This is a genomic window from Halococcus salsus (genome assembly GCF_009900715.1).
In the GTDB taxonomy this organism is placed as follows: domain Archaea; phylum Halobacteriota; class Halobacteria; order Halobacteriales; family Halococcaceae; genus Halococcus; species Halococcus salsus.
Genome location: NZ_JAAAJC010000019.1, coordinates 1 through 19,184, shown reverse-complemented (window position 1 = coordinate 19,184; position 19,184 = coordinate 1). Strand labels below are relative to the sequence as shown.

20 protein-coding genes and 3 pseudogenes are annotated in these 19,184 nt (G+C 58.9%); 14 read left to right on the top strand and 9 right to left on the bottom strand.

Annotated elements, in window-relative coordinates; genetic code table 11:
* Nucleotides 1–427 (bottom strand): transposase (locus GT355_RS17390; RefSeq protein WP_192928051.1); only part of this gene is annotated, 427 nt, incomplete at its 3' end.
* A gap of 114 nt (nucleotides 428–541) precedes the next feature.
* On the opposite strand from GT355_RS17390, the gene GT355_RS17385 reads away from it, so the two are divergent.
* From GT355_RS17385 to GT355_RS18410, 4 genes and pseudogenes are all read left to right on the top strand, one after another.
* Nucleotides 542–874, top strand: coding sequence for a DMT family transporter (locus GT355_RS17385; RefSeq protein ID WP_050033927.1), 333 nt, complete (start codon nucleotides 542–544; stop codon nucleotides 872–874).
* A gap of 94 nt (nucleotides 875–968) precedes the next feature.
* Nucleotides 969–2,216 carry a digeranylgeranylglycerophospholipid reductase gene (locus GT355_RS17380; protein ID WP_160135766.1) on the top strand — a complete coding sequence of 416 codons (1,248 nt, stop codon included), beginning with the start codon at nucleotides 969–971 and terminating at the stop codon, nucleotides 2,214–2,216.
* Between the two features lie 80 nt (nucleotides 2,217–2,296).
* On the top strand, nucleotides 2,297–3,973 hold the full coding sequence (locus tag GT355_RS17375; RefSeq protein ID WP_160135765.1) for a transposase: 1,677 nt from the start codon (nucleotides 2,297–2,299) through the stop codon (nucleotides 3,971–3,973).
* Nucleotides 3,974–4,321: 348 nt separating this feature from the next.
* Nucleotides 4,322–4,599: pseudogene (locus tag GT355_RS18410) on the top strand (site-specific integrase); the annotation flags it as partial.
* A gap of 35 nt (nucleotides 4,600–4,634) precedes the next feature.
* On the opposite strand, the gene GT355_RS17370 reads toward GT355_RS18410, so the two are convergent.
* From GT355_RS17370 to GT355_RS17360, 3 genes are read right to left on the bottom strand one after another with little or no spacing between them, the layout of a single operon-like run.
* The gene (locus GT355_RS17370) at nucleotides 4,635–5,288 is read right to left on the bottom strand and encodes a hypothetical protein (RefSeq protein ID WP_006186940.1); all 654 of its coding nucleotides are present in this window, start codon (nucleotides 5,286–5,288) and stop codon (nucleotides 4,635–4,637) included.
* Between the two features lie 28 nt (nucleotides 5,289–5,316).
* Nucleotides 5,317–7,236: a heavy metal translocating P-type ATPase gene (locus GT355_RS17365; RefSeq protein ID WP_006186939.1), complete on the bottom strand. Its 1,920-nt coding sequence runs from the start codon at nucleotides 7,234–7,236 to the stop codon at nucleotides 5,317–5,319.
* 4 nt (nucleotides 7,237–7,240) lie between these two features.
* Nucleotides 7,241–7,456: a heavy-metal-associated domain-containing protein gene (locus tag GT355_RS17360; RefSeq protein ID WP_004048661.1), complete on the bottom strand. Its 216-nt coding sequence runs from the start codon at nucleotides 7,454–7,456 to the stop codon at nucleotides 7,241–7,243.
* 201 nt (nucleotides 7,457–7,657) lie between these two features.
* Between GT355_RS17360 and GT355_RS17355 the strand changes: the two genes are divergently transcribed.
* The gene (locus tag GT355_RS17355) at nucleotides 7,658–8,182 is read left to right on the top strand and encodes an ArsR/SmtB family transcription factor (RefSeq protein WP_004048660.1); all 525 of its coding nucleotides are present in this window, start codon (nucleotides 7,658–7,660) and stop codon (nucleotides 8,180–8,182) included.
* 29 nt (nucleotides 8,183–8,211) lie between these two features.
* On the opposite strand, the pseudogene GT355_RS17350 reads toward GT355_RS17355, so the two are convergent.
* Nucleotides 8,212–8,583 (bottom strand): annotated as a pseudogene (locus GT355_RS17350) (amidohydrolase family protein); the annotation flags it as partial.
* 103 nt (nucleotides 8,584–8,686) lie between these two features.
* Here GT355_RS17350 and GT355_RS17345 point away from each other — a divergent pair.
* Nucleotides 8,687–8,884: a heavy-metal-associated domain-containing protein gene (locus GT355_RS17345; protein ID WP_049938510.1), complete on the top strand. Its 198-nt coding sequence runs from the start codon at nucleotides 8,687–8,689 to the stop codon at nucleotides 8,882–8,884.
* A 71-nt stretch (nucleotides 8,885–8,955) separates the two neighbouring features.
* Nucleotides 8,956–11,739, top strand: coding sequence for an aconitate hydratase AcnA (gene acnA / locus GT355_RS17340; protein WP_095638031.1), 2,784 nt, complete (start codon nucleotides 8,956–8,958; stop codon nucleotides 11,737–11,739).
* A gap of 68 nt (nucleotides 11,740–11,807) precedes the next feature.
* Here acnA and GT355_RS17335 read toward each other — a convergent pair whose 3' ends face one another.
* Nucleotides 11,808–12,308: a CBS domain-containing protein gene (locus tag GT355_RS17335; protein ID WP_004594590.1), complete on the bottom strand. Its 501-nt coding sequence runs from the start codon at nucleotides 12,306–12,308 to the stop codon at nucleotides 11,808–11,810.
* Nucleotides 12,309–12,492: 184 nt separating this feature from the next.
* Between GT355_RS17335 and GT355_RS17330 the strand changes: the two genes are divergently transcribed.
* Nucleotides 12,493–12,942: a universal stress protein gene (locus GT355_RS17330; RefSeq protein ID WP_092817280.1), complete on the top strand. Its 450-nt coding sequence runs from the start codon at nucleotides 12,493–12,495 to the stop codon at nucleotides 12,940–12,942.
* Nucleotides 12,943–12,953: 11 nt separating this feature from the next.
* Here GT355_RS17330 and GT355_RS18405 read toward each other — a convergent pair whose 3' ends face one another.
* Complete coding sequence (locus GT355_RS18405) at nucleotides 12,954–13,193, bottom strand: SHOCT domain-containing protein (protein WP_240145886.1); 240 nt, start codon at nucleotides 13,191–13,193, stop codon at nucleotides 12,954–12,956.
* A gap of 189 nt (nucleotides 13,194–13,382) precedes the next feature.
* Entirely contained in the window at nucleotides 13,383–13,943 is a 561-nt protein-coding gene (locus GT355_RS17320) for a DoxX family protein (protein WP_092817279.1), read from the bottom strand.
* A gap of 114 nt (nucleotides 13,944–14,057) precedes the next feature.
* Here GT355_RS17320 and GT355_RS17315 point away from each other — a divergent pair, with 114 nt between their 5' ends.
* From GT355_RS17315 to GT355_RS17290, 6 genes are all read left to right on the top strand, one after another.
* Entirely contained in the window at nucleotides 14,058–14,408 is a 351-nt protein-coding gene (locus tag GT355_RS17315; RefSeq protein WP_092817278.1) for an ArsR/SmtB family transcription factor, read from the top strand.
* Nucleotides 14,409–14,411: 3 nt separating this feature from the next.
* Nucleotides 14,412–14,687, top strand: a complete 276-nt coding sequence (locus tag GT355_RS17310; protein WP_004594584.1) for a DUF7521 family protein — start codon at nucleotides 14,412–14,414, stop codon at nucleotides 14,685–14,687.
* A gap of 137 nt (nucleotides 14,688–14,824) precedes the next feature.
* Complete coding sequence (locus GT355_RS17305) at nucleotides 14,825–15,220, top strand: hypothetical protein (protein WP_004594583.1); 396 nt, start codon at nucleotides 14,825–14,827, stop codon at nucleotides 15,218–15,220.
* Between the two features lie 146 nt (nucleotides 15,221–15,366).
* Nucleotides 15,367–15,564 carry a heavy-metal-associated domain-containing protein gene (locus tag GT355_RS17300; RefSeq protein WP_004594582.1) on the top strand — a complete coding sequence of 66 codons (198 nt, stop codon included), beginning with the start codon at nucleotides 15,367–15,369 and terminating at the stop codon, nucleotides 15,562–15,564.
* Nucleotides 15,565–15,696: 132 nt separating this feature from the next.
* On the top strand, nucleotides 15,697–17,979 hold the full coding sequence (locus GT355_RS17295) for a copper-translocating P-type ATPase (protein WP_095638026.1): 2,283 nt from the start codon (nucleotides 15,697–15,699) through the stop codon (nucleotides 17,977–17,979).
* A gap of 404 nt (nucleotides 17,980–18,383) precedes the next feature.
* Complete coding sequence (locus tag GT355_RS17290) at nucleotides 18,384–19,001, top strand: hypothetical protein (protein WP_205250472.1); 618 nt, start codon at nucleotides 18,384–18,386, stop codon at nucleotides 18,999–19,001.
* Here GT355_RS17290 and GT355_RS17285 read toward each other — a convergent pair.
* A pseudogene (locus GT355_RS17285) lies at nucleotides 18,991–19,184 on the bottom strand (IS5/IS1182 family transposase); the annotation flags it as partial. The gene GT355_RS17290 and the pseudogene GT355_RS17285 overlap by 11 nt on opposite strands.

Here is a 19,184-nt window from a genome sequence, read left to right as displayed (position 1 = left end):
TCGTGACTTTGAGCGTCTGAACGCGGTAGTTGGTGCGGTGGCAGTAGTGGCGGCTGGCGCGGTCTCGGTCGTAGAACGTGGCATCGAGGGCGGCGTTTTCGGATGGGTCGTGCAGCTGCGCCGACTGGCGCAGCAGCACTCGACAGAGACCCATCTCGATCCGATCGAGAGCCTTACACAACGTCGACGGCGCAGGGAGATCGGCCGGCTTGAGGCCGATCTCCCGAAGTATTTGTGGCATCTCTTGCAGGAGGTCGATGGTCATCCGATAAGTGGTATCGAGGTAAATCCGGAGACAGTGAAGCGATACGAGGGCATAATCGGCGAATCCGCCGCCACCGTTCGGGGCGGCGGATTCGTCTCCATCGCCAGTAACGTTTTGAGCCACCAAGACGCACCGCTCGGTGAAGCGGGAGATTTGGGTCATAGCTAACACAAGTCTCTCGCTTCAACGCCTTTGGTTTAGCGACCGATCCCGTCGCCGTCTAGTGATTCAACAGAGCCCAATAGTCGTATCTTGGGGGCTTCGAGACCTAACGATATGCATCCATACGTACTGCTCGCTGGTGCAATACTCTCCGAATTATTCGGGACAACTGCCCTCAAACTCTCGGAGGGATTTTCACAACCGGTTCCCAGTATTGGGGTTGTCCTCGGATATGGGGCAGCGTTCTATCTACTATCCCTCACGTTAGAGGAATTACCGATGGGTGTCGTCTATGGGACATGGGCAGCATTGGGTATTGTCGGTGTGGCAGGTATCGGGGCCGTTATTTTTGATGAACCAGTTGATCTGGCAGGCCTTCTCGGAATTGGCCTCATTATCGGTGGCGTCTACTTCGTCAACGTGGTGTCACAGATGTCTGCCCACTAAGATGGTGGGCACCGGGCCTGTGTAGAAACAACCGAAAAGTGGCACTGTGTTCCAACATCTTGTTCGTCCGCTCCTGAGTAGTTGTTCTCCAACGATGTCAAACAGGTATGATGTGATCATCGCTGGGGCAGGTCCAGCGGGGGCGCAGTGTGCACGAGATCTAGCTGACCGTGGGTACGATGTTGTCATCCTAGAAACCGAAGCAGAAGATGAATTCCCAGCTCAAAGTAACAAATCTACCGGCGGAACGTTTGCGTCAATGATGACCTCCTTCGGCATCCCGGATGACGTCGTTATGCACGCGACTGAATCAGTAGTTCTTGAATCTCCAAATGAACACTTTATCCAGGACCAGCCGGGCTTTGTCTTGGACTTCGAGGCGTTCAAGAAGTTCCTTGTCGAGGATGGTCGTCACAAGGGTGCTGAGTATCGGTTTGATGCTCGTGTTCGTGACCCGATCGTCGAAGATGGTGATCTCGTTGGTGTCCGTTATAACCGTGACCAGGAGGTCTTTGGCGAAATCGTTATTGATGCTACGGGTCCGGCTGCGCCACTGGCTAAAGATCTGGGGATAGCCAATCTTGAGCGGGAGAACCACGCGATTGGTATTGAATACTTATTCGAAGGCGTCGATCTCAATCATCCCGAGTTTGCTGATCTCACTGACGCGATGATGTTGCGGTTGGACCACGAGTACGCCCCTGGAGGTTATTCGTGGATCTTCCATACGGGTGACGACACAGCAAAAGTCGGCATCTGTTATATCCAGAATGAACGCTATCAAGAAAACGCCATTCACGATCGCACCGTCGACGGGTATCTCGAACATTGGCTTGATACTGACCCACGGTTCGAGAACGCCAGACAAATCGCAGAGAGTACAGTTCGGGGATCAGCACATGTACAGCCCCCCGGATCGATGAGTACTGATTCGTTTATCGCGATCGGTGATACTGTCCCGTCGGTTGATCCTGTCTGGGGAGAGGGAATCTACAAGTGTATGAAATCAGCTCGCGCAGCTGCAATGACAGCCGACCGCTGTCTGACGAGGACGAAAAACACCTCTGCTGAGGAGATGGGAGTCTACGACGACCTATGGAACGAGCAAGTTGCCCCCAGACAAGACCGTCGATTGATGATGACGAGGTTGCTATACCTTGCACCAAACGAACGGTACGACCGACTTATGCAAGATCTGAACAAGCTTTCTCGAGATACCCTTTCAGATATTAACGATGGGAGCAAGCAGGAAATTGTAAAACTGTTGTATCCCAGTGATCTATCCTACCTCTGGAAATACTGGCGAGAAACACAATTTGGGAGTGTCTCTTACTCCAGCTAACCACAACACTTCCGCTGATGAATCCAACTTCTATCCGATCTTGATCAACTGGTCTTGGACGTTTTGCTATCAGTACCCACATGGCTATGACCCCCGAGTCGCGTCGAACAGTCTTTCGCCAAATTGCTCATTGTTCCTATGTCGATTGGCCAACGTATGGGTCTAGCCCGCTGTTCGATCGCTCGTCGCTTCCCGCACTGGAGTCGGATGTCCGCGTCGTCGCAAAAACGTGGTTCCAACAAGACGAACACGAGGGCGTTGAACCATTCGTCCACACATTACCGCTTGCATACGTCCAGTTCGATCCCCACGACCGGTATGCAGGATCGACGAGCTACGAGATGGAGACACTATTTCGCTTGTTCCTGCTGAAAGAATGCCGTGGCTGGGACCACGAGACGGCCCTCGTCGAATACCTCACCCAGCACCCTGATTTCAGCGAACAGATCGGCTTGGAGTCGGTCCCCAATCAGTCAACTCTGTGGCGCAGTTGGCACCATCGCTTCACTACAGACCTCCGGAACACGGTCGAAACCACAGCGCGAACGATCCTCATCAAAGCCCAAAATGTGGGTGTCTCTGTTCCACGAGAACCAGAACGGCAGAGCCGCAGACACTATGACGAGAATGAAGAATCGGACCCCGATGATCAGACCATATTAGAGCAGGCCGAGGCCGTCACTAACCGCGTCAGCGACGTTGCGTTCCCAGCGTTCTCATTGAACCGTGGTGAGGGCTGTGAGATCCATGAAAATGCCTACTGGGACCTTCAGACCTATCTGGGGCTTCGAGAGAACTTAGCTGTCAACGAAGGGGCTCGGAGTTTCATCCACGAATCGACCCGAGATCGAACACCTTTGGGCCACGCCCATCGCGAGCATGTGCGGGATCTCTCCATTGAGCAGATACGCGAGATGTACCGCCAAGCCGTGAGTCGTCTCTTAGATCGAGTCGCAGAGACCGAGGAGTTCTTCCGAGCCGGTATTGTCGCGATCGACATCACAGAGTCCGACCCGTTTACTGGCAATCGTGCGGGTCACGAAGACGAGATTATCGGCACGAAAGAGAACACCGATGAGTACGCCTACCAGTGGGCGACAGTCCAACTGGTCGGGAATGCCGTCCCAATCGTCTTAGATGCGCGCCCAGTTCGGAAGGGGGACACGCGCAAGGAGATCGTCACGGACCTCTTGGATTCGGCAGAGGCGGCTGTTCATGTCGATAACGTGTTAATGGATCGGGAGTTCGATAGCCAGCACATCCTAGAGATGCTCAGCCAGCGCGGCCTCTCCTACGTCGTGCCCAAGCGGATGCAGACCAGCGAAAAAGCGCAGGCGAAACGACTTCTCAAGCGGGGGAAGGACCGCTACGAAACTGATCGAAAGTTGCACTTGGGCGACAACGAGTGGCATTCAACAACACTGATCTACCGACGGAAAGAGAACTCCGAGCACACCGATTATCGGCAGTACTCGGTGTTCATGACGAATAGGAAGAGTGGCCTTCTCACGGAGTACGGGTACCGATGGGAGATTGAGAGCGGCTACAAATCGATCAAACGGTTCATGGCCGCCACAACGTCGAAGCACTTCGGGCTACGGTTCTTCTACTTCGCGTTCGCCTGTTTGCTGTACTCGATTTGGCGGGCTGTGGACCTGCTGGTACAGGTGCAGTTAACCGGTGAATACGAGCATTCGCCCATTGTGACTGCCGATAATACGCTGACACTGGTGAAGAAGGACACGGGAATCGGATAGTAACGAGGCTCTCTCCGTGAGAGCACGTCGTCTGAGTGGCGACACTATCCGGAGTCTTGGAAATCCGCTAGAATGGTTGCCTGCAAAACAAGAACGGCCGTTCAGACAGCAATCTAACGCAGATCCCGTTCATCGATTCGGCCGATACCACGCATTACAGGCCCGCTATACCCGCTGTAGTCTCAACTTCCACAACCTCGGAGGATAGATTTGATGCGTGCCTTCGAATCAGTTCGAAATGAACTGGAAATAAATCATAGTTGACCTCTTGTACCCCGTCAATATCGACGGCACCGACAGGGCGCTCCGACGACTCATACAACGGCATAGATGTGTCCGTAGACGTTGCCGCAGATTATGACTGATGGGTCACGGTCGGTTCTCCAACGACTTCAGAGGCTGTGGAGATCGATATCGACCATTGGAAACACGATTACCTTGCTCCATATGGCAGTTGACGCGGGATGGGCGAGATTCTTGTTTGAGTATTTGGGTTGGCGGTTGTAGCTCGATACTTGGACAACTCTGAGGGGATGGTTTGCGTGGGGTACTCTCATATCGATGTCGGCGAGTTAGGTGATGGCGCTACCAAGGTACCCAAGGAGCCCAACAGTATATCGCGGTAACTCTCATTACGAGTGTGAGGGGTACACCGCCGCGTTCATACCCCTTCGACGGAGAATAGGGTGGCGTCTCTGAGAACAGCCTGCACGCGGCGGTGCCAAGCGTCAGCGAAGGCCTCCCGTTGCTGGTCGCTTGCCGATCCGTCGAGAATCCTCTGGAGGTTCCCGATTGCGGGTCCACCGCTAGGAACGTCGCTGACGTGGTAGGCCACTTCGACGGTCTCGTCCGTGTCGGTTCGCCGGAACCGGAACGTCGGGTCCGCCGTGTCCGGGTCGAACCCGTCGAAGCACAGGAGGTCGCGGCGGCCGCCATAGCCGCCGGCGAGCCCGCTGAATCCGTCATCGCCGGTCGCGCCAGTCACGTACGAGATGATACGGCTCATCACGCCGTACGCAGCATCCTCCTGCGGGCCGGCCGTCTGGACCTCGATTTCGCTCCGGACTGGATAGTCGTCGGGATACAGGGCGTCGAGCCCGAGCTGGACGATCCGGTAGGCGCCCGAGGCAGTCGGACAGGAGTGTCCTGCCTCTTTCACCGCGTCTCTATAAGCGATGACGAACGGCTCGCCCGGTTCGAGGACGTCGAGGGCCTCCGCGACGGGGTCGCGGATTTCGATCGGCTCGACGTCGTAGTCGACCTGCCAATTGGTTCTCGTCTGGGTCGTGTCAGTCGCAGTCGAATTCGATGTCATGAGTTGTGGTTGTGATCGTGTCTCGTGGTCAGTAGCGGAGCAGTCGCATCCCGTTGAGGATGACGAGGAGGACGCTGGCCTCGTGGACCAGCATTCCCGACGCGAGGGTGACGTAGCTGGTGAGCACGCCCGCGAGGAGGACGGTCACGGTCAGCACCGCGATCCCGACGTTCTCGAGGACGTTCCAGCGCGTCGCCTTGCTGAGTTTGACCGCGTACGGGATGCGTTCGAGGTCGTCGGCCATCAACGCCATGTCAGCCGTTTCGATAGCGGTGTCCGTTCCCGCAGCACCCATCGCGATGCCGACATCGGCAGTGGCCAGCGATGGCGCGTCGTTGATGCCGTCGCCGACCATCGCGACGACGTGGCCGTCGGCCTGGTAGCCCTCGATGACGGACTGCTTGTCCTCGGGGAGGAGTTCGGCACGGTACTCGTCGATACCGACCTCCTCGGCAACGGCAGCGGCCGTCCGATCGTTGTCGCCGGTGAGCATCACCGTCTCGATGCCAGCGTCTTGGAGCGCCGCGACGACCCCAGGAGCGGCCTCCCGGAGCTCGTCCCGCATCGCAATCGCGCCGATGATGTCCCCGTCCCGAACGACGTGGACGACTGTCTCGCCGCGCCCCTCACGCTCGCGGACGTAGTCGGCGACCCGATCGGGGACATCGACGTCGCGGTCGTCCAGCAGCGCGCGGTTGCCGACGACGACTTCCTGGCCATCGGCATGGGCGATGACGCCCTTGCCGGCGACCACGTCGAAGTCGTCGGGATCGGGGACCGACCTGCGCCCCACGTCCGTATCGTCCGCTTGGGCGACCGTCGCTCCACCGTCCGTCGCAGCCGTCTGGCGTTCGCGGGCCATGTCGACGATGGCGTCCGCGAGGTGGTGTTCGCTCTTCTTCTCGGCGGTCGCTGCGAGCGAGAGGACGTCGGCGGCGGCGACGCCGAACCCCTCGATGTCGGAGACGGTGGTCTCGCCCTTCGTGAGCGTCCCCGTCTTGTCGAAGGCGACGAGATCGATCTTGCCGGCGCGTTCGAGGTGTTCGCCGCCCTTCATCAGCACGCCCGACCGGGCGGCGTTACCGATGGCCGAGACGATGCTGACCGGTGGCCCGATGACCAGCGCGCCCGGACAGCCGATGACCAGCAGCGTCAGCGACAGGATCGCGTTCTGCGTGACCGCGTACGCGCCGATAGCCAGGGCAATGACGGCCGGCGTGTAGTACTTCGCGAACCGGTCGATGAGACTCTCCGTGGGCGACTGAGCCTCCTGGGCCTCCTCGACGCGACGGATGATCCGTTCGAGAGTCGTATCCGATCCCGCTCCCGTCGTCCGGATTTCTAGCGCGCCCTCCTGGTTGACCGTCCCGGCGTACACCTCGTCGCTGTCGGCCTTGTGGACGGGCGCGCTCTCGCCGGTGACCGGCGCCTGGTTGACTGCGCTCTCGCCGTCGACGACGGTTCCGTCGACCGGGATCTTCCCGCCCGGCTTTACGACGACGACTTCGCCCTCTTCGACATCGCGGGCGGAGACCTCTTGGAGTGTCCCGTCGCGACGGACGGTCGCCGTGTCGGGCGTCATCTCCAGTAGCTCCTGAAGTGCCGTCCGGGTCTTCCGCATCGTCCGGCCTTCGAGGTAGCTGCCAAGGCTGAACAGGAAGACGACGGCGGCGGCTTCCCAGTACTCCCCGATGACGATAGCACCGATGGCGGCCAGCGTCACCAGCGTCTTGATGCCGAGCGTCCGGTTGGTGACCTCGTGGTAAGCGGTCTTGGCGATGTCGTAGCCACCCACGACCGTCGCGAGGACGAGGATGGCGGCGCTTGCCATCTCGAAACTCGTGAGGTAGCCGAGACTCCAGCCACCGCCGTACAGCAGGCCGCTCGTCGCCGTGACGATGGCCTTCCGGTGGTTCCGGTAGTACTGCGTGATCGATTGTTTGTTCATAGTGTTAGGCGGGCTGGGGAGTGTACCCCTGGTTTTCGATGGTCTCTGCGAAGGCGTCGGGGTCAGTGACGCTGTCGTCGTACTCGATCTCGACGCGGCCGGTCGCGTAGTGGACTTCGACGTGCTGGACGCCGTCGACGTTCGACAGGGCGCGTTCGACGGTACTCGCGCAGGTCGGGCAGTCGAAGTCGAGGACGCGGAATTGGGTTGTGTCGCTCATTACAGTTTGAGATAGTGCCCGTACCTCAATAAGTATTTTTTAGATGATATGTTTGAATTCGGATACGGGTCGTTGGAACAGTCAAACGGGTCGTCTAGGGCTTTCGCTATCGCGGGTCCATCCTGTACTGGATACCTCGACAGACACCTACCCGACTCCTGCCCCGCTACCTTTTCCCGCGTGCTCGCGCTCAGTTCTCGTATGAGTGATTCCGATACCGACCACCGTCTCGACGACATCGCGGTGCGAGACACTCGGATTTCGGACGCCATCGACGAGCCGATGCGGGCGATGGTCCTCGACATTCTGTCCGAGGAAGCCCTAACTGCGACCGAGGTCCACGAACGCCTCGACGATCGCGGCATCGACCGGACGGAGAACACGGTCCGCCATCACATCAACGAGCTCCGGGATGCGGGCCTCGTCGACGTCGTTCGCTTCGAGGAGGGGCGTGGTGGGACGACGAAGTACTACCACGCGAACACGATCGTCCTCTCGTACTCACTACCAGATTCGGCCGACGCCGCCGTCGAGGAGATGATCGACGCTGCCCAGCCCCAGATCACGGACGCGCTCACTACGCTCACCGACGAGTACGACGACGCTATTGAGGAGATCGTCGAGGATATGCAGCCCTGCGAGCACTGCCAGACCCAGAAGTACGAGACGTACGTTCTTCTGACCGTCCTGCGACGTGCGTTCGTTCGCGCCCACAGAAATTCCTGAGGGGGAACCACCCCTACGCTGGCAGGGTCTTAGAAGGAGAACCGATCACGCGCGGATTGCATCGCGAGGCGAGTCAGGAGTCGCGCAGGGCCACGCTTTGGGAGGTCCCGTACAGTCTCGATGCTGGTCGGCGGTTCACTACCACCAATGTCTAACTCCCAGCCTGTCTCGTCCATGAAGCGTTCGACAGCCTGATTTACTCGCTGTCGCACGTCGTCCGAGTCCATTGTCTCGGGCACACCATTCCGGAGGACGACGTCGCCGTCAACGATCACTGTCTCGACGTCGGCCGGCACCGCGTTGTTCACGACCTGTGCAGGAATATTGGTCCGTGGCGTGAACTTCGGTTTGTCGACGTCGAGGAGGATAATATCCGCGCGCTTTCCCGCTTCAATACTGCCGTTGCCCACAACACACCTTCGAAATCGGTGATCCAGGGCTGCGACAACATTGGATTCTAAGCAGAAAACCACATAGAATACTCGCCCCTATCTACGAATGGATATGACTCAGACAATCACCGTCGAAGGAATGACCTGTGAACATTGCGAGCAGACCGTCGAAGAGGCACTCGAAGAAGTTGAGGGGGTTACGTCTGCTACTGCGGATCGTGACTCAGAATCCGCGACGGTCGAGGGGTCCGCTGAACGGGATGAGCTTGTGACTGTGGTCGAAGACGCTGGATACGATGCCTCTGCGTAACAAATCCCGATTCTCGTCGAATCGGATTCGGAGAGGGATTGATACGACTGCCAATCCCAGGTGTAGATACTATGACTGATACACTTCCGTTCGATGCCGTCCGCGAGCTCGACGTCGACGGGACGACGTACAAGATGGCCGATCTTCGAGCACTCGAAGAGCAGGGGCTCTGTGACCTCGACACGCTCCCTGTGAGCATCCGTATTCTGCTTGAGTCGGTGCTCCGGAACGCCGACGGCGAAACTGTTACTGCAGCGGATGTCAAGAATGCTGCTGGCTGGAAGCCAGACGTACCGGACGCAGAGGTTCCGTTCTCTCCATCACGAGTCGTCCTACAGGATCTCACTGGCGTGCCCGCAGTTGTCGACCTGGCGGCCCTTCGATCCGAAGTCGACCGCAAAGATCGGGACCCGACCCTGGTCGAACCAGAGATCCCTATTGATCTCGTAATCGACCACAGCGTCCAAGTCGACTACTTCGACTCCGAGGACGCCTACGAGAAGAACGTCGAACTGGAGTACGAGCGCAACGCCGAACGGTATCGCGCGATCAAGTGGGCGCAGAACGCCTTCGAGAACTTCAACGTCGTCCCGCCGGGGACCGGCATCGTCCACCAGGTGAATCTCGAGCATCTGGGCCGGGTCGTCCACGCCCGCGAGCGAGACGGTGAGAAATGGCTCCTGCCGGACACACTCGTCGGCACGGACAGCCACACCCCAATGATCGGTGGCATCGGTGTGGTCGGCTGGGGCGTCGGCGGCATTGAAGCGGAAGCGGCAATGCTCGGTCAGCCGGTCACGATGAAACTTCCCGAGGTCGTCGGCGTCCGCCTCGAAGGCGAATTACCCGAGGGCGCGACGGCGACGGATCTCGTGCTCCACATCACCGAACGGCTCCGCGAGGTCGGCGTCGTCGACCGGTTCGTCGAATTCTTCGGTCCTGGTGTGGAGAATCTCACAGTCCCCGACCGGGCCACGATCGCCAATATGGCGCCCGAACAGGGCTCGACGATCAGTATGTTCCCGGTCGACGAGCAGACGCTCGAGTATCTCGAACTCACCGGGCGTGACCCCGCCCACATCGACCTTGTTCGCGAGTACCTCGAAGCGCAAGGGCTATTCGGAGAACAGGAACCGGAATACACCGAGGTGGTCGAGTTCGATCTTTCGACTGTTGAGCCGAGTCTCGCCGGACATAAGCGGCCACAGGACCGGATTCCGATGGGGGACGTGAAACAGAGCTTCCGGGGACTTCTCCACGGGGAGTTCGAAGACGACCTCGATGATGTCGACGAAGACGCCCTACAGCGGTGGCTCGGCGAAGGTGATGCAGCTGGTGCGGAGACCGACGGCGGTGTTCAGGTCGAACCCGAATCGGAACTGCACCCGTTAACCAAACGCGTTGAGGTCGACCTCGACGGTGAGACAGTGGAAATTGGACACGGAGACGTCCTCGTCAGCGCCATCACGAGCTGTACGAACACTTCGAACCCGTCGGTGATGATCGCTGCTGGTCTGCTTGCCCAGAACGCCGTCGAGAAAGGTTTAGATGTCCCGCCGTACGTCAAGACGAGTCTCGCACCCGGCAGTCGCGTCGTCACGCAGTACCTCGAGGAATCGGGCCTGCTTCCGTATCTCGAAGAGCTCGGGTACGCGGTCGTCGGCTACGGCTGTACCACTTGTATCGGGAACGCCGGACCACTTCCCGATCCCATCGAGCAAGCGATCGACGACCACGACCTCTGGACGACGAGCGTCCTCTCCGGAAATCGGAACTTCGAGGCGCGTATTCACCCGAAGATCCGCGCGAACTACCTCGCGAGCCCGCCGCTCGTCGTCGCCTACGGCCTCGCAGGGCGGATGGACGTCGACCTCGAGAACGAGCCGCTAGGCACCGACGAGGAGGGGGGATCGGTGTATCTGGCGGACATCTGGCCCGACGCAGCGGACGTGCAGGCAGCAATCCACGAGAACGTCTCTCCTGAGATGTTCGAGGAGAAGTATGCCTCTGTGTTCGAGGGTGACGAGCGGTGGGCTGCTCTCGACGCGCCCACAGGTGACGTCTACGAGTGGGACGACAACTCGACATACATCCGAGAGCCGCCGTTCTTCCAGGACTTCCCCCTCGAAAAACCCGGCGTCGCCGATATTGAGGATGCACGCTGCCTGCTGACACTCGGCGATACCGTTACGACCGACCACATCAGCCCTGCTGGCCCCTTCGGATCTGACCTCCCTGCCGGCCAGTGGCTGCTCGATAACGGCGTTGAGCCGCACGAGTTCAACACCTACGGCGCGCGCCGGGGCAACCACGAGGTGATGATGCGGGGAACGTTCGCCAATGTCCGCATCGAGAACGAGATGCTCGACGATGTCGAGGGTGGCTATACGATCCACCACCCAACCGACGAGCAGACGACCGTGTTCGAAGCCAGCCAGCGCTACCGCGAGGAGGGAGTCCCGCTCGTCGTGATGGCAGGCGAAGAGTTCGGTACCGGCTCCAGCCGGGACTGGGCGGCGAAAGGAACGGACCTACTCGGTGTTCGCGCAACCATCGCCGAGAGTTACGAGCGCATCTACCGCGACAACCTCGTCGGCATGGGTGTGCTCCCCCTGCAGTTCGATGATGGCGACTCGTGGGAATCTCTCGGTCTGGATGGGTCTGAGATCTTCACGATCCACGGCCTCGATGACGGGCTCGATGTGATGGACGAACTGACCGTTATCGCCGAGCGCGCGGACGGGTCGACTGTCGAGTTCCCGGTCACAGCACAGGTCGGCACGCCGGCCGCCGTGACCTATATCGAACACGGCGGCATCCTCCACTACGTCCTTAGACGGCTCCTCATGCGATAATCTCTCTCAACTGACTCTATTTCTGGAAGCACAAGCAACACGAAAAACTTTGAGTCCAAATTAGCGTTTCAATCGTGCGTAGACTCTGTTCGGATGATGCCCGCTACGTTATCCATCTGAGCTGAAACGTGTGCGCTCTCACCAGCAACATGCGTAATTAAATCGTCCAGAGTGATCATCCCGATAACGCTCCCGTCTTCAACAACCGGGACGTGTCGAGCACCCGCTTCGTTCATTTGTCTCAGGACTTTTGGAATCTCAGCATCTGCTGGCACAGTAAGTGGGTCACGCGTCATCACGTCAGCAGCTCGTACGTCGTCTCCACTCGTCTCGGCTGTGAGCACACTTAACTCGCTTTCCTCGGTGAGCAGGTTAGCAATCAGGTCTCGATCGGTGATGATACCAGAGATCTGATCGGATTCTTCGACGACCACGTACCTGGCACACCGCGATTGGGAGATCATCGTGTGAGCGATCTCGGCAACCGTGGCGTCAGGCGTGACACGGGCGACCGACTCATCAGCAATACGACCAATATCCATCCGGAGGTCAGTTGGTCTGGTACCCATGCTAATCAGTACGACTCATAACAGGAAATAGCTTAGCATCAGCTGGTCGTCATAGAAATCCTCCACTCTTCAACCGTGAGAGACGACAATCTCCAAACTTTGTGAAGTTACAAAAAGTGTTACCAGCTACGCCACTATCCAAGAGCGCTGGCTTTTATAATCTAGTCTCAATAAGTAAAGAGAAATGTACGATACGGTTTTGCTCTCGACTGACGGGACAGTTGCTTCTGAGGAAGCTGAATCCCATGCTATCGCGCTAGCAGAGGCCCATAATGCCGATCTTCATGTTCTGTATGTAGTCGATGAGGACGTCGTAACAGCATACAGCGGTGACGAGTACGTTGATGAAGCCGAAGGCCCAGAACATGGCCTCGAAGAACTTGGAACGGAAACAATCGCAGACATCCAATATAAAGCGAAGGAGGTCGGTGTCAATGTTGTCAAAGCAATTGAGCACGGCCGACCGGCTGAGACGATTGTACGGTATGCTGATGCCGAAGATATGGATCTACTTGTACTTGGAACGAAACACCGGCCGGAAGAATACCGGGCCTTGCTCGGAAGCGTGACCGACCGCGTCCTTCGATTGACGACCCGCCCAGCGACCGTCGTGAAGACGGAAGTCGACGAATAGGGGAAGAACAGTCAGTAACGGCCGCCGTCAGGCGTGAGTCGGGCGCGCCGGCGTTCGAACTCCTCGTCGTCGATTTCGCCGCGAGCGTACCGTTCCTGGAGGACAGCGAGTGCGCTATCCTCGGTGGGGCCGTCCGATGGCGACCGCGTTGTCAGCCAGTAGACGATGTAGACGGGAAGGGCGATCAGAAGTGCCATCCACAGCAAACCGATCAACATCATCCCCCAGCTCCATATTCCCCACCCGGCCATGTGACCATCATTCCACATCCCGTCATGCCAGTCCCACATCACTGTATCTGGAACAGCAGCGTGCGTCAGAGTCATTCCAATGATGACGGCTAGCGTCAGTGCTCCGATGACGATGAGTCCCAGAGAACGAATCCCGCGTGCTTGAATTGGATTTTGCATTATTGTACTCCTGAAGAGAGTTCGGCGTGGTTAGCCGAGGATGTATTCGAGGGCGGGGTAGCGCTCAACGAGCGTCTCGCCACCGACGTCGTAGTTCTCGATGTACTGGTCGAGGCCCAGGATGCGGCCCGCGGCGAACGCGGCGACCGCGAGGAACACGAGCATGTACGCGAAGTCCCCGTTGATGAACCCGTGGCTCATGTCCCAGTTCCCGAAGTAGAACATGAGCATCATGAGCGCGCCGAAGAACGCCGCGAGGCGGACGAACGCGCCGACGAGCAGGCCGAGGCCGATGAACAGCTCGCCCCACGGGACGGCCACGTTCGCGAACTCGACGAACCACGGCGTACTCCCCATCCACGCGAACATCCCCGCGAGCGGGTTGCCGTTCGTCGCCGCGACGTTCGTGAGGTAACCGCCCGCGGCGAACTCGCCGGTGATCTTCGTGAACCCGGAGTACGCGAACGCGTAGCCCATCATGAGACGGAGCGCGAGCACGAACCACGCACTGAGACTGTGAACTTTCCCGCCGACGGTCAGACCGCCGACTCTGCTCTCGAGCTGATTCATGCCGGAGTCGAGTGTGGACATAGTTATTGCACCTTCAACTATCAGTACGGAGGCAGAGACGATATAACGGCGAGCCGGCGTTCTGGGTCAGAAAATCGGCGGGCTATATTACGCTCCTGTCGCGAGTAGAGACGTGTGACTGAGGAGGCCGACCCGTCGGAAATCTTCGCGACACTCGACGACGAGTACGCCCGCGACATCCTCGTGGCGACGAAGACCGACCGCCTGTCTGCGAAGGAGCTCAGCGAGGAATGTGACATGTCACGCCCGACCGTCTCGCGCCGTGTCACCCGCCTCGTCGAGCAGGGCCTCCTCGAGGAGTATACGCACGTCGACCCCGGGGGACGGCACTACAGCGAGTATGAGGCGCGCCTCGAACGCATCGAAATCCTCCTGCAGGCGGAGGGCTTCGACGTCAACATCGACATCCAGCCTGACCCCGCCGACCGGATTACGACCATCTTCGAGGAAATGCGGGGAGACTGAATCATGGACCACACGCTATTCGTCATCGGCAAACTGTTCACGACCGCGTTAGCACTGGTCATCGCATATCAGGCCTATCGCGGGTACCAACGACATCACACGCAGTTACTCCTGTACGTCGCCGCCGGCTTCGCATTGGTCGGGCTTGGCGGCCTCCTTGAAGGCGTCCTCTTCGAACTCCTCCAGGTGTCGATCTTCGAAGCAGGATTCGTCGCAGCACTCGTCACCGCAGCCGGGATGCTGTCTATCCTCTACGCCCTGTATGCCCCGAATCCATAAGGATTCAGGACGCCCATTCGACAAGCGGCCTCTGCGCGTCGTGCCCGGTTCGAAGCCGCTACTGTTCGGACTCCCCTCGTTCTCGATAGTGTAGCGTCGCAGTGGGAGTTATATCCATATCGGTCGTACCATATCGTATGATTCGAACACTCGTCGGTGTCCTCGGCGCTATCTCAGCGCTGTTCCCGGACGAAATCGTCGAGCTCTTCGAGAAACTCGCCATTTCGAATCCAGACGAGGGAACAGTGAGAGGGTGGATACGTCCAGCAGTCCGGTCGGAGGGTGTTCTGATAGCTGCGCTTTCACTCTTTAACGGGCGAGCATACGCATTGCTGATGAATCTTACCGGCGTGTTCGGTGCGATAGTCCTCTTATTTCCCGACCTGTATCAGAGATTTGCCACCGCGTTCCTGTACGAGCGTCCAGAGTCGATAGAATGGAACGAGCGATTCCGCTTGGGCATTCGGGCTATCGGCGCACTCTATGTCTTTTTAGCGGCGAAGACGTACAGAGAGCGTCACAACGATACTTGAGCCACCTCGCTATTGACACCTGGCGCATCCGATGTCTAGTTCGTTACGGCCGCAGGTATCACTTTGAATCTAAAGTTTGAGCCCCACGATATCAGTATGATCGAAGGGGAAATCCGCTAAAGAGAGGAGGCCGTGTGTATCCCTGTATGACGACGACGATCATCGTGGAAGGCATGACGTGCGGTCACTGTGAGCAGACGGTCGAAGAGGCCCTCGAAGAGGTATCCGGCGTGACTGACGTGACCGTCGACAGGGAGAGCGAACAGGCGAGCGTCGATGGTGAGGCAAATGTCACAGCTCTCGTGGAGGCCGTCGAAGACGCCGGGTACACCGCTTACGCCTGAGAATCGCGCGGACCACTCCGAGACAACGGCCAACCGTTGTCTTTGAAGCTTCGCTACGCTGGTCCTGCTGTACAGTTTCAGTGGGGAAGATTCAGGGGGCCAGCGGATCCACCTCTACAGAGAATATGGGCTATGGACGACCACAAAGATACAAATGAGAATCCCCCTGGAGGGGAACACCAGCAGGACGACAGCAGTCACCAGCACGAACACGGCGAGCAGGATGAATCGGACGCCGAGTCGGACGAGCAGCGGGTAGAACAGGAGCTACTGGAAGAAGAGGCACACCCTGCTGCGGAGAGTGAGACGGTGCTCGACGAGCAGCACGAGCACGCTGGACACGAGGGCGAAGGACACGACCACGGTTCCCATGAGGGCCACGGTGAGGGGCATGGCGGGATGCACGAGGGCCACGAGCAGATGTTCCGCCGGCGCTTCTTCGTCTCGACGCTCCTGTCGATCCCAGTCCTGCTATACAGCGAAATGCTGCAGGAGTGGCTCGGGTTCTCCGTCCCCGCGTTCCCGGGCAGCGAGTGGATCAACCCCGTCTTCGCGGTCATCGTCTTCGCGTACGGTGGGATGCCGTTCCTCCAGATGGCGGTGCCGGAGCTGAAAGACCGGTCGCCGGGGATGATGACGTTGATCTCGATGGCGATCACCGTCGCGTTCGTCTACAGTCTCGCGAGCGTGGTCTTCCCGACGCAGTCTGCGTTTTTCTGGGAACTCGTCACGCTGATCGACATCATGCTGCTGGGCCACTGGATCGAGATGCGGTCGGTCCGGCGGGCCTCCAGCGCGGTCGACGAACTGGCGAAACTGATGCCAGACACCGCCGAGCGTATTACCGACGACGGAGAAACCGAGGAGGTTCCCGTCAGGGAGCTCTCGGAAGGCGATCTCGTGCTCGTCCGGCCGGGCGCAAGTGTCCCTGCTGACGGCACCGTCGAGGAAGGTGATTCGGACGTCAACGAGTCGATGATCACTGGCGAGTCCAAGCCCGTCTCGAAGGAGCCTGGCGACGAGGTCATCGGCGGCACCATCAACGGCGATGGTAGTCTCCGCGTCCGTGTTGGCGCGACGGGCGAGGAGACGACGCTGGCGGGCATCATGCGTCTCGTCGAGGAAGCCCAGCAGAGCAAGTCCAAGACGCAGGTACTGGCCGACCGGGCGGCAGGCTGGCTGTTCTACGTCGCGCTCGGGGCGGCAGTCGTGACGGCGATTGCGTGGACCGTCGCGGTCTCGTTCGACGCGACCGTCATCGAGCGAGTCGTGACGGTGCTCGTCATCGCCTGCCCGCACGCCCTCGGGCTCGCCATTCCGCTGGTCGTCGCGATCAACACGTCGCTCGCCGCTCGCAACGGGATGCTCGTTCGCGACCGCATCGCGATGGAAGACGCACGGAATCTGGACGCGATCATCTTCGACAAGACAGGGACGCTTACCGAGGGCGAACACGGCGTCGTGGATATGGCGACCGTCAACGGCGTCGACGAGGACGACGCGCTCGGGCTGGCGGCAGCCGTCGAGAGTGACTCCGAACACATGATCGCGCGAGCGATTCGCGAGGCCGCCGACGAGCGAGACCTAACTACTCCCGACGCGACCGCCTTCGAGGCGATCAAAGGGCGAGGGGTTCGCGCAAACGTCGATGGAAACGAGGTGTACGTCGGTGGGCCGAACCTGTTGACCCAGCTCGATAGCGAGATCCCCGCCCATCTCCAGCGCTTCGCTGACGAGGCGGGACAGAACGCTCAAACGGTGGTGTATCTCGTTCGTGACAGTGAGTTGATCGCCGCGTTCGCGATGGCCGACGTAATCCGTGAAGAGAGTTTCCGCGTCGTCGACGCCCTCCACGATCTGGGAATCGAAGTGGCGATGCTGACTGGCGACTCCCAGGACGTCGCCAACGCTGTCGCTGACGAACTGGGCATCGACACGGTGTTCGCCGAGGTCCTCCCCGAAGACAAAGACGAGAAAGTCCAGGAACTCCAAGACCAGGGGAAGCTCGTGGGGATGGTTGGTGACGGTGTAAACGATGCGCCGGCGCTGACGCGAGCCGACGTCGGGATCGCCATCGGGAGCGGCACCGACGTCGCCGTCCAGTCGGCGGATGTCATTCTCGTGCAGAACAACCCGATGGATGTAGTGCGACTCGTGAAACTCAGTAAGGCGAGCTACCGGAAGATGCAGGAGAACATCGTCTGGGCCGCCGGCTACAACGTGTTCGCGATTCCGCTCGCAGCAGGCGTGTTGGCACCGATCGGGATTCTGCTGTCTCCCGCTGTGGGTGCGCTTCTGATGTCGTTGAGTACAGTAATCGTCGCCATCAACGCGCAACTGCTCCGCCGGGTGGATCTATCCATCCCCGAGCTTCCAGGAGTGACACCATCCACTAGCACCCAAACTGCAGACTGAAACTCTGCCTGATCGCTTTAGGAGGGGTTTTTCGATTGCATACGGTTGGTATTCGGAATCAGAAAATCGGTGCAGTTTGGATAGATGGCACTCTGTAAACCGATTTAACGGGCTATAGATGCCAGTTTTCCCACTCACGCCGCGCCTCTTCTTGAGAAGCTGGTTGTCCTCACACGAGTTATCTCAGCATAGTTGATTCCAGAATCTCCCGACCAGTTTCTCACCCTCAACGTCGAGCAGGATGATTGAGTCATCATCAATGAAGGTGTTAGCTATGAGTGAACGAAGCGTAGCTGCGAGACTTACAGAGTACTTGTTTGTGCTGACCGATTCAACAGCAGCGGTTCCTGCGCAAAGAGGATGGGATCGCGCCGCTTGTGTGACTGGCTGATGGGATAGCTCACATGACTTCTCAGGAGCACCGATTGACCGACGCCTACCTTGTCGGGTTGACACTCACAGAGGCACTCAAAGCCGATCAGTCCCTCTGCACGGCTCTTCGAACTCTGGAGGGGCCGTTCGATTCGCTCAATGACGGCTACCCAGAGTGGCATCCAGCACCGCACTCGTTCGAGGGGATGGTACGCTTGTTACTCTACCGCGAACTCACTGGCGAAAGCTACCGTTCGCTCGCCCAGTATCCCGAACTCGCAGTTGTCTTCGACTTGGAGAAAATCCCCGACGAATCGGTGCTCTCGCGGACCTGGCGTAACCGGTTCGACGAGGCGACCCGGGAGTTCGTCACCACAGCCGCCCACTACGTCATCAAGGAAGTCCACGATCGCGACATCTCAGCGCCGGAGGTGCGGCCTAAGGCAGAGATCGTCGACGATGAGCAAGAAGCCGCAGATCCAGTAGAAGACAAATCCTTCTCACAGGAGGAGATCATCCAGACAACGCGCCTCGCGCGTGATCACGCCTTCGGTCACTTCGACTCTGGTCGGGCGTCGAACGCCTCGTACGAGGACACACAATTCTTGGCTCTGTTGAATCGCCATAAGGCGGTGGATTTCACTGTTTGACGGCACGTTTGATGTTGTAGACGAGACACATCAGTGCGATCTCGCGAAACTCTCGATACCACTCACGCGCTCGCACGGCGAAGCCGAGCGAGCGCTTCACGGCCGAATTCACTGTTTCGGTCATCGAGCGCTGTGCGTAGAGTTCCTCGTCGATTCGGGCGTTATGCGCATGATCGTGCGGTG

Coding starts and splice junctions, on each gene's coding strand:
- GT355_RS17375 (WP_160135765.1), top strand. CDS start 2,297: ATGGCTATGACCCCCGAGTCGCGTCGAACAGTCTTTCGCCAAATTGCT.
- GT355_RS17365 (WP_006186939.1), bottom strand. CDS start 7,236: ATGAACAAACAATCGATCACGCAGTACTACCGGAACCACCGGAAGGCC.
- GT355_RS17355 (WP_004048660.1), top strand. CDS start 7,658: ATGAGTGATTCCGATACCGACCACCGTCTCGACGACATCGCGGTGCGA.
- GT355_RS17330 (WP_092817280.1), top strand. CDS start 12,493: ATGTACGATACGGTTTTGCTCTCGACTGACGGGACAGTTGCTTCTGAG.
- GT355_RS17385 (WP_050033927.1), top strand. CDS start 542: ATGCATCCATACGTACTGCTCGCTGGTGCAATACTCTCCGAATTATTC.
- GT355_RS17370 (WP_006186940.1), bottom strand. CDS start 5,288: ATGACATCGAATTCGACTGCGACTGACACGACCCAGACGAGAACCAAT.
- GT355_RS17345 (WP_049938510.1), top strand. CDS start 8,687: ATGACTCAGACAATCACCGTCGAAGGAATGACCTGTGAACATTGCGAG.
- GT355_RS17300 (WP_004594582.1), top strand. CDS start 15,367: ATGACGACGACGATCATCGTGGAAGGCATGACGTGCGGTCACTGTGAG.
- GT355_RS17335 (WP_004594590.1), bottom strand. CDS start 12,308: ATGGGTACCAGACCAACTGACCTCCGGATGGATATTGGTCGTATTGCT.
- GT355_RS17320 (WP_092817279.1), bottom strand. CDS start 13,943: ATGTCCACACTCGACTCCGGCATGAATCAGCTCGAGAGCAGAGTCGGC.
- GT355_RS17310 (WP_004594584.1), top strand. CDS start 14,412: ATGGACCACACGCTATTCGTCATCGGCAAACTGTTCACGACCGCGTTA.
- GT355_RS17305 (WP_004594583.1), top strand. CDS start 14,825: ATGATTCGAACACTCGTCGGTGTCCTCGGCGCTATCTCAGCGCTGTTC.
- GT355_RS17380 (WP_160135766.1), top strand. CDS start 969: ATGTCAAACAGGTATGATGTGATCATCGCTGGGGCAGGTCCAGCGGGG.
- GT355_RS17360 (WP_004048661.1), bottom strand. CDS start 7,456: ATGAGCGACACAACCCAATTCCGCGTCCTCGACTTCGACTGCCCGACC.
- GT355_RS17295 (WP_095638026.1), top strand. CDS start 15,697: ATGGACGACCACAAAGATACAAATGAGAATCCCCCTGGAGGGGAACAC.
- acnA (WP_095638031.1), top strand. CDS start 8,956: ATGACTGATACACTTCCGTTCGATGCCGTCCGCGAGCTCGACGTCGAC.
- GT355_RS18405 (WP_240145886.1), bottom strand. CDS start 13,193: ATGGCCGGGTGGGGAATATGGAGCTGGGGGATGATGTTGATCGGTTTG.
- GT355_RS17290 (WP_205250472.1), top strand. CDS start 18,384: ATGACTTCTCAGGAGCACCGATTGACCGACGCCTACCTTGTCGGGTTG.